The 12,505-nt window shown below is 65.5% G+C and carries 14 protein-coding genes; 9 read left to right on the forward strand and 5 right to left on the reverse strand.

Annotation, left to right across the window (positions count from 1 at the left end):
- The first annotated feature begins 28 nt into the window (after window positions 1–28).
- Window positions 29–859 carry a LytTR family DNA-binding domain-containing protein gene (locus P1X14_RS07780; protein WP_277314765.1) on the forward strand — a complete coding sequence of 277 codons (831 nt, stop codon included), beginning with the start codon at window positions 29–31 and terminating at the stop codon, window positions 857–859.
- Here P1X14_RS07780 and P1X14_RS07785 read toward each other — a convergent pair.
- On the reverse strand, window positions 806–2,014 hold the full coding sequence (locus P1X14_RS07785) for an acyltransferase family protein (RefSeq protein ID WP_277314766.1): 1,209 nt from the start codon (window positions 2,012–2,014) through the stop codon (window positions 806–808). The two genes, P1X14_RS07780 and P1X14_RS07785, sit on opposite strands and share 54 nt — an antisense overlap.
- Before the next feature lie 127 nt (window positions 2,015–2,141).
- Between P1X14_RS07785 and P1X14_RS07790 the strand changes: the two genes are divergently transcribed.
- The 7 genes from P1X14_RS07790 (at window position 2,142) to P1X14_RS07820 (ending at window position 7,133) form a co-directional block, all read left to right on the forward strand.
- Window positions 2,142–3,428, forward strand: a complete 1,287-nt coding sequence (locus P1X14_RS07790; protein WP_277314767.1) for an EAL domain-containing protein — start codon at window positions 2,142–2,144, stop codon at window positions 3,426–3,428.
- A gap of 85 nt (window positions 3,429–3,513) precedes the next feature.
- Entirely contained in the window at window positions 3,514–4,638 is a 1,125-nt protein-coding gene (ispG, locus tag P1X14_RS07795) for a flavodoxin-dependent (E)-4-hydroxy-3-methylbut-2-enyl-diphosphate synthase (RefSeq protein WP_277314768.1), read from the forward strand.
- A complete protein-coding gene (locus tag P1X14_RS07800; RefSeq protein WP_277314769.1) occupies window positions 4,635–4,916 on the forward strand; it encodes a hypothetical protein in 282 nt (93 codons plus the stop codon). Before ispG ends, P1X14_RS07800 begins: the two co-directional genes overlap by 4 nt.
- A 171-nt stretch (window positions 4,917–5,087) precedes the next feature.
- Window positions 5,088–5,405 carry a hypothetical protein gene (locus P1X14_RS07805; RefSeq protein WP_277314770.1) on the forward strand — a complete coding sequence of 106 codons (318 nt, stop codon included), beginning with the start codon at window positions 5,088–5,090 and terminating at the stop codon, window positions 5,403–5,405.
- The gene (locus tag P1X14_RS07810) at window positions 5,405–6,301 is read left to right on the forward strand and encodes a DMT family transporter (RefSeq protein WP_277314771.1); all 897 of its coding nucleotides are present in this window, start codon (window positions 5,405–5,407) and stop codon (window positions 6,299–6,301) included. The genes P1X14_RS07805 and P1X14_RS07810 overlap by 1 nt, the downstream gene beginning before the upstream one ends.
- Window positions 6,298–6,771, forward strand: a complete 474-nt coding sequence (locus P1X14_RS07815) for a GNAT family N-acetyltransferase (RefSeq protein WP_277314772.1) — start codon at window positions 6,298–6,300, stop codon at window positions 6,769–6,771. The genes P1X14_RS07810 and P1X14_RS07815 overlap by 4 nt, the downstream gene beginning before the upstream one ends.
- Window positions 6,771–7,133 (forward strand): TfoX/Sxy family protein, encoded by a 363-nt coding sequence (locus P1X14_RS07820; RefSeq protein WP_277314773.1) that lies wholly within the window; start codon window positions 6,771–6,773, stop codon window positions 7,131–7,133. The genes P1X14_RS07815 and P1X14_RS07820 overlap by 1 nt, the downstream gene beginning before the upstream one ends.
- Here P1X14_RS07820 and P1X14_RS07825 read toward each other — a convergent pair.
- The 4 genes from P1X14_RS07825 to P1X14_RS07840 form a co-directional block, all read right to left on the reverse strand.
- Complete coding sequence (locus tag P1X14_RS07825) at window positions 7,130–7,780, reverse strand: DUF1345 domain-containing protein (RefSeq protein ID WP_277314774.1); 651 nt, start codon at window positions 7,778–7,780, stop codon at window positions 7,130–7,132. The genes P1X14_RS07820 and P1X14_RS07825 overlap by 4 nt on opposite strands.
- A 10-nt stretch (window positions 7,781–7,790) precedes the next feature.
- Entirely contained in the window at window positions 7,791–8,324 is a 534-nt protein-coding gene (locus P1X14_RS07830; protein WP_277314775.1) for a hypothetical protein, read from the reverse strand.
- Window positions 8,325–8,482: 158 nt separating this feature from the next.
- The gene (gene ppa / locus P1X14_RS07835) at window positions 8,483–9,028 is read right to left on the reverse strand and encodes an inorganic diphosphatase (protein WP_277314776.1); all 546 of its coding nucleotides are present in this window, start codon (window positions 9,026–9,028) and stop codon (window positions 8,483–8,485) included.
- Window positions 9,029–9,060: 32 nt separating this feature from the next.
- Window positions 9,061–10,962, reverse strand: a complete 1,902-nt coding sequence (locus P1X14_RS07840) for a collagenase (RefSeq protein ID WP_277314777.1) — start codon at window positions 10,960–10,962, stop codon at window positions 9,061–9,063.
- Window positions 10,963–11,126: 164 nt separating this feature from the next.
- On the opposite strand from P1X14_RS07840, the gene P1X14_RS07845 reads away from it, so the two are divergent.
- Window positions 11,127–12,431, forward strand: a complete 1,305-nt coding sequence (locus P1X14_RS07845) for a DUF1295 domain-containing protein (protein ID WP_277314778.1) — start codon at window positions 11,127–11,129, stop codon at window positions 12,429–12,431.
- Window positions 12,432–12,505 lie beyond the last annotated feature (74 nt).

Genomic DNA, 12,505 nt, shown 5'->3' on the forward strand with positions numbered 1-12,505 from the left:
AAGAGGGAGGAGCGGCGGCGGGCGCGGGATGGCGGAACGGGCGGCAGGGACGAATGGCGGGCGAGGCGGGGCGAGCGACGATGCGCTGCGCCGCCGGCACCTGCTGTGGCTGATCGCCGCAGGCATTGCCTTCATCGCGATCCAGTCGGTCGCCAATGTCGAATCGACGATCGAGGACATGGCCAAGCTGGGCGTGGCCGAGACGCGTGTGCATGTATGGACCTGGCAGTTGACCAGCGTCGCGGTTTGGCTCGCGCTGATCCCGATGCTGTGGTGGTTGACGGCGCGGCTGCGGCCGCCGCGCTGTTCCTGGGGCATGGCTGTGCTGTTCCACGCGCTCGCGACGGTGCCGGTCTCGCTGGCGCATGTGCTGGCGATGGTGGCGCTACGCAAGCTGATCTACGCGGCGGGCGGCGAGAGCTATGCGTTCGACGACTGGCCGATGGGGTTGCTCTACGAATATCGCAAGGACGTCGCGACTTATGCGATGGGACTGGCGTTTGTCGGCTTCGGTCAATGGCTATTGTCCCGCCCCTTGCCCGAGCTGCGCGTCGATGCGGTGCTGGAAGTGCCCGATGGCAGCATCACGCACCGGGTGCCGGTGGACGAGATCGATTGGGCGGCATCGGCCGGCAATTATGTCGAGATCGCCTGGGGCCCGCGGACCCTACTGCATCGCTGCACGCTGGCGGCGTTGCAAGACCAGTTGGGACCCGGCTTTGCGCGCATCCATCGGGGCCGCCTCGTCCGCCGCGCCGCGGTCCGCGCGGTCGAGACCGACCGCAGTGGTGACTTCTCCGTGACCCTAGCGAGCGGGACCCAGCTGCGCGGCAGTCGCAGGTTTCGAGAGGGGCTTTGACGACAGGCCGATGAACGGCCGCAGCCACGATATGTCGCGCCCGATCAGGTAGAAGGCGAGGCAGGCTGCCGCGGTGCCGCTCAGCAGCAGCACGAACTCGGCGCCTGCGCTCAGGTTCAGCGGCAGGCTGTACCAAGCGAGCAGCACGATCACCGGATGATGGATCAGGTAGAAGGGGAACACCGCCTCGGCCAAAGTCGCGCGCCACGGATGGTCGCGGTTCCACCAGGTCTGGGCGATATGGAACAGCGGCAGGATCATGCCCCATCCCATCGCGATCCGCGCCGCCCGGTCGATCGCCATCGCGCCATGCCCGATCGGCGTCGCGCCGGGATAGGTCAGCTCCATGGTGACGTCGATCGCTCCGGCAATGGCGGCCAGCAGCAGCGCCGGCTTCCACACCCGCGCGATCGCCGGCCATAGCGACGGCGCCCCGCCCAGCACGAAACCCGCGATAAAGATCGGCAGGAACTGCGCATGCCCGGACCAGTCGCGCAGCAGTCCCTGCCGCTCGGGCACGACGAACAGCAAGGCCAGCTTCAGCCCGACCAGCACCAGCATTGGTGCCCACAGGATGCGATAGCCCTGGCCGAGCCAGGCCGCGGCGGCATCGAACGCACGCATGACCAGCGCGCCGCGCCACGCCAGCGCCGCGGCCAGCAGGAAGGTATAGGCCGCCAGATAGGCGACGAACCACAGATGCTCCCAGCTGGGAAACTCGCGGCCGTAATATTCGCCCCAGCGCCAATAGTCGCTGGTCCAGAAGTGGAGGTACGAGCCGGTGTAGCCGCCCTCCATCACCAGCACCCACATCTCCAGCGGCACCAGCACGGCCATGCCGAAGCCGAGCGGTATCAGCAGGCGCTTGACCCGTGATCGCGCGAACGGCCCCGCGCCGCCCGACTTCACGAACAAGGCGCGCGAGGCATAGCCCGAGACCGCGAACAGCAAGGGCAGCCGCCACGGCGTCACCAGCGCCATCGGTACGATCAGTTCGGGAAAGCGATAGGCGGTGTGGATCACCCACTGCCACGGCGCGAAGGCCATGCCGATATGGTAGAAGATCAGCAGGGCGAACGCGGCAATGCGCAGCCAGTCCAACCCGTAATGGCGCTGGCTTGTCGGGGTCGCGGAACTGGCGGCGATATTGCCCATCGTTTCGCCATAGCGCGCTCACGTAAGGGAAGCGTTACGGCCCCGATTTAGGTAGATTCCCCTAGCTTCATCCTTTCGCAACTGCTTTCCGCCCAGACCGGTGCGGAGTTGCGGGGAGGAAATTCGCATGAGCGCCAGTCCATTAGCCGAATTTCTGAGCACGGCCGACGTCGCCAGCGGACCGCAGGGCCGCTCCCAGATCGATGCGATCCTCGAAGCGGTGCGGCTCCATCTCGGCATGGAGATCGCCTACACCTCGCGTTACGTCGGCGATGAGCGCGAGTTCACCCATATCAGTTCCGACCTCCAGCTCCCCGCCGCGCCCGGCGACCGCGAACCGCTGGAACAGAGCTTCTGCTATTATGTCCTTCAGGGCCGCCTGCCCGAGCTGATCCACGACGCGCGCCAATATGAGCTCGCCGCTTCGGTGCCGATCGTCAACGCACTGCCGGTCGGCGCGCATCTGAACGTTCCGCTGCGCTACAAGGACGGCAGCATCTATGGCAGCTTCTGCTGCCTCAGCCGCGCGGTCGATACCACGCTGACCCAGCGCGATCTCAACACCATGCGCGTCTTCGCCGATCTGGCGATGGAGCAGATCGAGCGTGATCGCGACGCCGACGCGCGCCGTCAGGTGATGATCGACCGCATCCAGAATGCGATCGACTCAGGCCAGCCCGCGATCTTCCTCCAGCCGATCCACCGGCTCGACACCGGCCGCAGCGCGGGCTGCGAGGCGCTGGCCCGCTTCACCGATGCCAGCAAGCGTCCGCCCAACGAGTGGTTCGACGAAGCCTTCGAAGTCGGCATGGGCACCGAGCTGGAGCTGGCGGCGATCCGCAACGCGCTTGCCGGGGCGGCCTATGCGCCGGCCGATCACTATGTCTCGATCAACGTCTCGCCCGAAACGGCGCTGTCGGGGAAGCTCGGCCCGATGCTGGAGGCGGCTGGACGGTCCAATCTGGTGCTCGAAGTCACCGAGCATTCGGGCGTGGAGGACTATCAGGCGCTGCGCGACGCATTGCTCGAGCTGCGCCGCTATGGCCGCATCGCCATCGACGATTTCGGCGCGGGCTATTCCAGCCTTCGCCACATCATCTCGCTCGAACCCGATATCCTCAAGCTCGACATGAGCCTTGTCCGCGGCATCCATCTCGATCCGGCGCGTCGCGCGCTGGCCAGCGCGATGGTCGGCTTTGCCGGGCGGGTGAACGCCAGCATCGTCGCCGAAGGCGTCGAGCTGCCCGAGGAGAATGCGGTGCTGCGCGATCTGGGCGTCACCTATGGGCAGGGCTATCTGTTCAGCCGCCCGATGCCCTTGGTCGCGGCGCAACAGCATATGCTGGGCGTGGCCGCCGAAGCCGAAGCGCCGCTGGTTCGTCCCGGCGATATCCGCCGCGTTGCGCACGGTTGAGGAAGATATCCGGATCGCGTCCGCTTTCGGTGCAGGCGCAAGCTAGGCGTTTCCTTGGGGGCTTCGCGAGGGTATAGCGCCACCCATGTCCATCCGTCCCTGGCGCGATATCCATCGCCGCACCTCGCGGCAGATCATGGTCGGCAACGTCCCCGTCGGGGGCGATGCCCCGGTGACGGTCCAGACCATGACCAATACCCCCACCTCCGACGCAAAGGCGACGATCGACCAGATCCGCCGCTGCGAGGATGCCGGCGTCGACATCATCCGCGTGAGCTGCCCCGATGTGGAATCGACCGCGGCGCTCAAGCAGATCGTCCGCGCCAGCCGCGTGCCGATCGTCGCCGACATCCATTTCCACTACAAGCGCGCACTGGAAGCAGCCGATGCGGGCGCGGCCTGCCTGCGCATCAATCCGGGCAATATCGGATCGGCATCGCGGGTGAAGGAAGTGGTCGATGCGGCCAAGGCCAATGGCTGTGCGATCCGCATCGGCGTGAACGCCGGTAGCCTCGAAAAGGACCTGCTCGAAAAATATGGCGAGCCGTGTCCCGAGGCGCTGGTCGAAAGCGCGATGGATCACATCAAGCTGCTCCAGGACCATGACTTCCACGAATACAAGGTCGCGGTGAAGGCCAGCGACCTGTTCCTCGCGGTCGCGGCCTATCAGCAACTCGCCGAGATGGTCGATTGCCCGCTGCATCTGGGCATCACCGAAGCCGGCGGGTTCGTCGGCGGCACGGTCAAGTCGTCGATCGGGATCGGCAGTCTGCTCTGGTACGGCATCGGCGACACGATTCGCGTCAGCCTGTCGGCCGAGCCGGAAGAGGAGGTCCGGGTCGGGTTCGAAATCCTGAAGGCACTCGGCATCCGCAATCGCGGCGTTCGCGTCGTTTCCTGCCCCAGCTGCGCGCGGCAGGGCTTCGACGTAATCCGCACGGTACAGGCGCTGGAGGAACGGCTCCAGCATATCCGCACACCCATGTCGCTCTCGGTGCTGGGCTGCGTGGTGAACGGCCCCGGCGAAGCGCGCGAAACCGATATCGGCATCACTGGCGGCGGCAACGGCAAGCACATGGTCTATCTCTCGGGCGTGACCGATCACCATGTGCAGGACGCCGGGATGATCGATCACATCGTCAAGCTGGTCGAAGCCAAGGCCGCCGAGATCGAAGCGGCCGACGAAGCGGCGGTTCAGGCCGCGGAGTGAAGGACAAGCCCGCCTTGCCGGTGAAGGACGACCTGCAAGGGGATCGGGCGATCGGCGCGACGGCAGTGGGCGCATCGGCCACCGGGGCTTCGGCAACGGGCATTTCCACGACTACTGCGGTCGCGGTTGGCGCCTTCGCGATGGGCGCGCTGGCAGTAGGCGCCTTCGCCATCGGCCGGTTGTGGATCGGCCGCGCACATATCGGCAAACTGCGCATCGACGAACTGGAAGTCGGCCGGATTGTTCGGCTGGATGAAGGCTTCGGCGGTTCGGAGTAGCTCGTCACCCCGGCCGAAGTGCCGGGGTCCACTGTGCCTCCCGCGTTGAACTTTGCGCCTCTTGTCTTGCCGTCGCCTCCCGGTGGACCCCGGCACTTCGGCCGGGGTGACGCGTATGAGAATGGCGCGTTGACCCTCGCCTTTGTTACGCGCCCGCGCTAACTGGCCGCCATGCCCACGCTCCAGCCCATTGCCGTGTTCGGCGACACGCTGATGCTCGTCGCCGCGCTGATGGCGGCGCGCTACGCGATCGTTGCGTTGCGGGGCGAATTGGGGTGGTGGGGCTGGTCCGCGACATGGCTGCGGCGCGTGTCCGCGGTCGCGGTGCTGATCCTTGCGCTGCGCCTCGCCAGCATTGCGGCGGCGCGGCCGGAGATTGCCGGGCAGGTGAGCGGTTTCGCGCTGGTGACCCTGCTTGCGGGTGCCGCGCTGATCGCCGCCGATCACTGGATCACGCGCCTCGTTTCCACGCGTTCGGGGCAGAGCTGATGCCCGATCGTTCGCAGGTCGCGCCTGCCTTCCTCGCGGCGTGCGCCGGTATCGCGCTCTATTCGGTGATGGACGCGGTGATGAAGGCCGTGTCGATCGAGATTGGTGCGTACAATGCGCTGGTCTGGCGTCTGGGCGTGGCGGTCATTCTGGTGGGTACCATCTATGGCTTCACCCGGCCGAAGATGCCCGTACGCAGCACGATGAAGGTCCATTTCGGGCGCAGCATCCTGGTCGCGGTGATGGCGCTCTCCTTCTTCTGGGGCATCGTCCGCGTGCCGCTGGCCGAGGCGATTGCCTTGTCCTTCATCGCGCCGCTGATCGCGCTGGGACTGGCGGCATTGTTCCTGAAGGAACAGATCGGCACGCGCTCGGTGCTGGGATCGGTGCTGGGCCTGGCCGGAGTCGGCGTGGTCGTAGCCGGGCGGATCGGCGGCACCTATTCGGACGACACCTTGCTCGGCATCGGCGCGGTGCTGCTCTCGGCGGTGTTCTACGCCGTGAACCTCGTCGTCGCGCGGCATCAGGCGCAGCTCGCCAAGCCGCTCGAGATCGCCTTCTTCCAGAACCTGTTCGTGCTCGGCCTGCTGAGCGTCGCCGCGCCATGGTGGCTCGAAGTGCCCGCGGCCCAGCACTGGCCCGGCATCGGCGCCTGCGCGCTGCTGGCCACCGCATCGCTGCTGCTGCTCAGCTGGGCCTATGCCCGGGCCGAGGCGCAGATACTGGTGATGGTGGAATATACCGCCTTCATCTGGGCGGCGATCATGGGTTGGATCTGGTTCGACGAGCCGCTGACGCTGGCGACCATCGCGGGTACATTGCTGATCGTCGCGGGCTGCCTGCTGGCGGTGAAGAAACAATCGGGTGCGCCCGAAGCGGAGGCGGGACTGCAATGATCAATATTCGCGCGGCGGGGCCACAGGATTTCGATATCGTCGCGGGCTTCATCCGTAAGCTGGCCGACTATGAGAAGCTCGCCCACGAAGTCGTGTTCGACGACGAGACGCTGCGCCGCCATCTCTTTGGCGAACGCCCCGCAGCCGAAGTGATCATCGGCGAGATCGACGGCGCGCCGAAGGGTTTCGCGCTCTATTTCCAGACCTTCTCCACCTTCGAAGGGCGGCCGGGCATTTGGCTGGAGGATTTGTTCGTCGAACCCGATGCGCGCGGTTCGGGCCTTGGCCGCGCATTGCTGTCGAAGCTGGCGCAACTGGTGGTCGAGCGCGGTGGCGCGCGGCTCGAATGGGCGGTGCTCGACTGGAACGAGCTGGGCAAGGGCTTCTACCGCACCATCGGCGCGGCCCCGGTCGAGGGCTGGGAACGCTGGCGGATGGAAGGCGAGGCGATCCGGAGCCTGGCCGGCTGATGGCGTTCGACGCGGGCCTTGTCGACTGGGTGATCGAGGCGATGGAGCCGGTCGGCACCGTCACCTTCCGCAAGATGATGGGCGGCGCGGTGCTCTATCTCGACGGCGTGGTCTTCGCCGTGGTCGATGACGGCGAGGTCTGGCTGAAGGGCGATGCCGAGAGCGAAGCGATCTGGGACGAAGCCGGGTGCGACCGCTTCACCTTCACCGGCAGCGACGGACAGGCACAGGTGATGAACTATCGCCGCGCGCCGTCGGACGTGTACGACGATGCTGAAGCGATGCGTGAATGGGCGGCAATCGCCGTTGCCGCGGGCCAGCGTGCTGCCGTGAAGAAGCGGCCCAAGAAGCCGAAAGCCTAGCCCCCGCCCAGCACGTTGATCGTGAACGCGATCACGCCAAGGTTGAACACGAACGCCGCCAGGCAGTGTAGCGTCACCACCCGCCGCATGCGGCCATCGGTCAGCGAGACGTCGCTCGTCTGGAAGGTCATGCCCAGGCAGAAGGCGAAATAGATGAAGTCCCAATAATCCGGCTCGGGTGTCTTGGGGAACTCGAGACCCCCGGCGTCGCTGCCGTCCGCATCCGAATAGAAGAGATGCGCATAGTGCAGCGCGTAGATCAGGTTGGAGAAGATCCAGCAGATCGCCAGCGTCCCCACGATCTTGCCGATGGCCAGCGGCGTCGGCCGCCCGCCCTCCATCAATATGCTCGCGACCGAAGCGAGCACGACCAGGCTCACCGCGACGGTCAGCAGCAACAGCAGCACGCGATTGGCGTCGTTGCGGCACGCCGAGACGCGCATCCGCTCCGATTCATGGCCCAGCAGCGGCAGGCAGGCGAGGATGAAGATCAGCGCCGCCCCGTCGAACGCCAGCATCACGCCATAGCGGATACCGAACAGGGGAATGGCAAGGTAGCAGCCCCCGGCCAGCGCAAGGATGAACAGGATGAAGCGCGGCGGCGCGATCAGGTTGCCGATGCTCCAGCGATGCTCACGTGCCGCCATGGCGGCCAGTCTACGCCTGCTTGGGCCGCATCACCAGAGTGTGCCGGATCGCACCGAGGATCGCCACCAGCAGCAGCGCGGTCCATGCCCAGCGATGCCCCTGCATCATCAGCGCATTGCGCGGATCGGCGAGCAGGAACCAGATCGAGACCGCGCCGCCGATCGCCACCGGCACCGCGCCGATCTTCGCCATCCATGTGCCGCGAACCAGCAACGCGGCGATCGCGATCTCGCCCAATCCCAGCAGCAGGAATTTCGGCCGGACGGTCCAGAACAGCGCATCGAACCAGCCACCCGCGCCCGGAAAGCCGCTGAGCAGCCTGAACAGCACCACGCCTTCGATCTCGTCGAGCAGCCCCGCGAGCAGCAGCATGGCCATCGCCGCCAGCGCCAGCCTGCGGTCCGCGCCGCGCATCGCCCATGCAGCCAATGCGAGGAAAGCGGAATAGGCTGGAATGAACGCCAGCATGTCGTGCCACAGGCCCGCACGCTGGGCGGTGATCATCGTCGCGCGGCACGGCTCCTCGCCGAACAGCGAGAGCATGTCGGCGGAGGAGCGGACCAGCTCGAACGCGATGATCGGTCCCGCACCCCCGGTCGGCCCGCAGGCCGTGCCGAGGTGCGGGATCGCGCCGAATCCGAAGGACGCGGCAGTGGTCGCCAGCCCGGCGAGTGCGCAGACGCGCCAGGCCAGCGCCGGGGTCAGGCGGCTTCTGCCTTGGCGGCCTTGGCCGCCTCGATCGCTTCCACCACGATCCGCTTGGCTTCTTCGGCATCGCCCCACTGGCCGATGCGCACCCACTTCTCGGACTCCAGGTCCTTGTAGTGCTTGAAGAAATGCTCGATCTGCTGGAGCACGATCGAGGGCAGATCCTGCCGCTCGCCCACGTCCGAATAATAAGGGAAGGTGGTGTCGACGGGGACGCAGATCAGCTTTTCGTCGCCGCCGGCTTCGTCTTCCAGCTTCAGCACGCCGATCGGACGCGCGCGCACGACGCAGCCCGGGATGAAGGGCGAGCGCGAGATGACCAGCGCGTCCAGCGGATCGCCATCGGGCGACAGCGTGTGCGGCACGAAGCCGTAATTCGCCGGATAGCGCATCGGCGTGTGCAGGATGCGATCGACGAACAGCGCGCCGCTCGCCTTGTCGAACTCATACTTCACCGGTTCGCCGCCGGTCGGCACTTCGATGATGACGTTCAGGCTGTTGGGCGCGTCGTCGCCGACCGGAATCATATCAATACGCATCAGTCACCTTGCTGGATGTGGTGTTGCCCGCGTCAGCGCGGTGCAAGCAACCTGTCGAGACCAGCCTCTCCCTCACCGATCTTTTCGAGGTGCGGATAGCGCAGGCCTTCGCGATAGTCGATGACCACTTCGCGATATCTGTCGCCGCTTTTCAGCAGCAGCCGGATCGGCTCCTTGCCGTCCTTGTTGCCCACCACCGCAGCCTTCAGCCGGTCCTGCGTATAACCGCGCCCGTTCACCGCGACGATCTCGTCGCCCAGGTCGATCCCTGCCTTGAACGCCGGGCCGTCCCACATCACCTGGCTGATCCCGTTGGGCCCCATCATCAGGCCCAGCGAGTACATCAGGTCGAGGCTGGTCTTGGGCGTCGCCTTGTTGGGCTTGTCGTTATAGATCAGCCGGTATCCGTTGCGGACGAAGCCATCGAGCGGCGCATGCTCGGTCGTCGAATAGACCTGCTCGTTGAGCAGCGTGCGCCAGTCATAGGGTACGATATCGTTCAGCGTCTTGACGATGTCGTCGATGGTGAAGGGCAGCACGCCGTAATCGCCATCGCGCATGCCATAGAATGCGCGGTCGTAATCGTCGATCGACTTGGTGCCGCCGCTCTTCTCGCGCAGGATCGAATCGATCGCTATCCAGGTCATCAGCCCGTCGACATAATAATCCTCCGAACGCTGCCAGCTCAGCCAGCCCTTGGGCGCGCGGGCGGTGATGATCGGATCGTTGGTGGTGTCGAGGATCGAGCGCCAGTGGCGGCCCGGCCGCGTGTCCTGAAGCGCGGCATAGCTCGCCAGCACTTCCAGCGTATCTTCCTTGGTCATCAGGCCCGAACGCGCGCCCAGCACATAGCCGATGAACTGGTCGTGCCCCTCATAGGCCCACAGCATCGAATTGCGCATCGGCTGGCGGAAATCGACCACGATCTGGTCCGCGCCGCGGCGATACTTGCCGACCCAGCTATGGGTATATTCGTGCGACAACAGGTTGCGGGAGGTGTTCTGCTCGTCCCACTTGGCGAAATAGCCGAGGCCCACGCCGTTTTCCGAGCTGCGGTGATGCTCGACGCCGATGCCGCCCATCTCCGCGCTGATCGCGAACAGGAATTCGTAGCGGTCGTAATGCTGCGATCCGAACAGCTTGATCGCCTGATCGACCAGATTGCGGTGCTTCTGGATCTGATCGTCCTTGGCTTCCAGCTCCTCGGGCGAGTCGGCAAAGACGTTCAGGTCGACGCGCTCGCCCAGATTGAACTCGCGATAATAACGGCCGGCGAACACCGGCGAATCGACCAGAACTTCGAAATCGACCTTGTCATAGGTGTAGGTCGCGCCATCGGTCTTGGCGGGGATCGCGGAGGCCGCGGTCCAGCCCTCGGGATAGGTCGCGCTGGCGATCACCGGGATGCGGCGCGCGTAATAACCGGCCGGGTACAGCGCGAGCGAATACCATTGCAGGTTCATCATCGCCGGGGTCATCACGATCCGGCCCTGATCGGACTTGGTGGCCGAGAGGAACTGGAACTGGACCTCCAGCGCCTTGGCGCCCTTCGGCACCTGGATATGGAAGGCGAACACGTCGACCGGATCGCGCGTCCATGCCAGCCGCTGGCCATCGGCATAGATTTCGAGGCCCGCAACCTTGTCGATCTCGCCGCGGGGGCCGTGCTTGCCGGGAATCCATTTCGGATAGAGCAGCACCATATGCCCGCTCTTGGCGACGGGGATGGTCTGCTTCACGCGGAAAATACCCTGCTGCACGTTCGTCGCGTCGACATGCAGCATCATCGTGCCGGGATAGGCGACATCGCGCGGCTTCGGGATCGTGTCGCGGAAGGGCACCGCGTTCGGCGCGGAATTGCCGGGAACGTTCTGGGCGAAGGCGGGCGCCGATACGGCGGCGAGAAGCGCGGCGATGAGGCTGGGGCGGAACATGGGAATGGCCTTTCGGCGAAATGGGGAGATGACCGGGGGTCATAGGCAATTGATTTGGGGGAGGTAAAGCTTGGGCGCACCAACTCGTCCCATCCCGCCAGAGTTCGTGCGAGCGCTCCAATCCTTCACGGCTCCCTAACCATTCGGGGCTAGGACTTGCGGCCATGTATCACGACCCCGAACTGGCCCTTCAGGCAAAGGCCGATCCGCGACCCAAGTCGGCGGTCAGCGGTGCGGTGGGGTTCGTGGGTCTCGCTGGCATGGTCGCTTGGCTGCTGGTCGCCCGGCATTACGGGCTGGACGGCCCCTATTCGGCGCTGGTCAACGTGGCCGCGGTCGGCATCCCTATGATCCTGTGGTCGATCTTCGTCGATAAGGTGCACCGCAATCCCTCGACCGGGATCGACTGGAACAATGTCCGTCCGTGGCGCGAGACGCTGGAGATCAGCGGTACCAAGCTCGCCGGGCTTTGGCTCACCTGGGGCGGCATCGCGATCATCTATGCCGGCGGGAAGTTCTGGTGGGAAACGCGCTACGCCAATTTCCCCTTCGCCATGTGGTGCTTCGAAATGATCGCGCCCTGGCTGTTCCTCGCCTCGATCCCCTATGTGCTATGGCTCGACCGGCGACTGGTCCAGCCGAAGGACGGCGCCTATGCGCTGGGCAGCTGGGCGATGGGCAATGGCGAGGCGGACAAGCCTGCCATCTACAATCACCTGCGCAGCTGGGCGGTGAAGGGCTTCTTCCTGGCCTTCATGGTCTCGATCGTGCCGCCGGGCTTTGGCGATTTCGTGCGGTGGGACAGCGCGGTGATCTTCCAGAATCCCGTGGTGCTGGCCAGCTTCTGCATCACCTTCATGTTCGTGATCGACGTGGCTTTCGCGACCGCGGGCTACATCCTCACCTTCCGCCCGCTCGACAGCCATATCCGCACGGCAAATCCCTATGCGGCGGGCTGGATGGCGGCACTGATCTGCTATCCGCCCTTCCTGATGATGGGCGATGGCGGTCCGCTCGATTATCATGAGGGCACTGCCGACTGGGCCTATTGGTTCGCGGGTCATCCCTATGTGCTGAGCGTGTTCGGCGTGGTGCTGGTGGTGCTGACTGGCATCTATGCCTGGGCGACGATCGCGTTCGGCATGCGCTTCTCGAACCTCACCCATCGCGGCGTGCTGACCCATGGTCCCTACGCATGGAGCCGCCATCCTGCCTATCTGGCGAAGAACAGCTTCTGGTGGATCTCGACCCTGCCGTTCCTGGCGACGACCGGAAGCTGGGCCGACGCGGCGTCAAACAGCTTCATCATGGCGCTGGTCAGCGGCGTTTACTACTGGCGCGCCAAGACCGAGGAACGCCACCTGCGCGAAGACCCGGCCTATGTCGAATATGACGAATGGATGAAGCGCAATGGCCCGGTGCCGCGGGCATTCGCCTGGGCCGGGCGGGTTGTGGGCATCGGAAAATAACCACCGCTGTGCTCTGGCGAAGGCCGGAGCGTCGGCCACCAGCGATGCACTTCGACGTCCAGCGCTCCGGCCTG

Origin of the sequence: Sphingomonas sp. AOB5 (assembly GCF_029433115.1) — a bacterium.
Lineage (GTDB): Bacteria > Pseudomonadota > Alphaproteobacteria > Sphingomonadales > Sphingomonadaceae > Sphingomonas.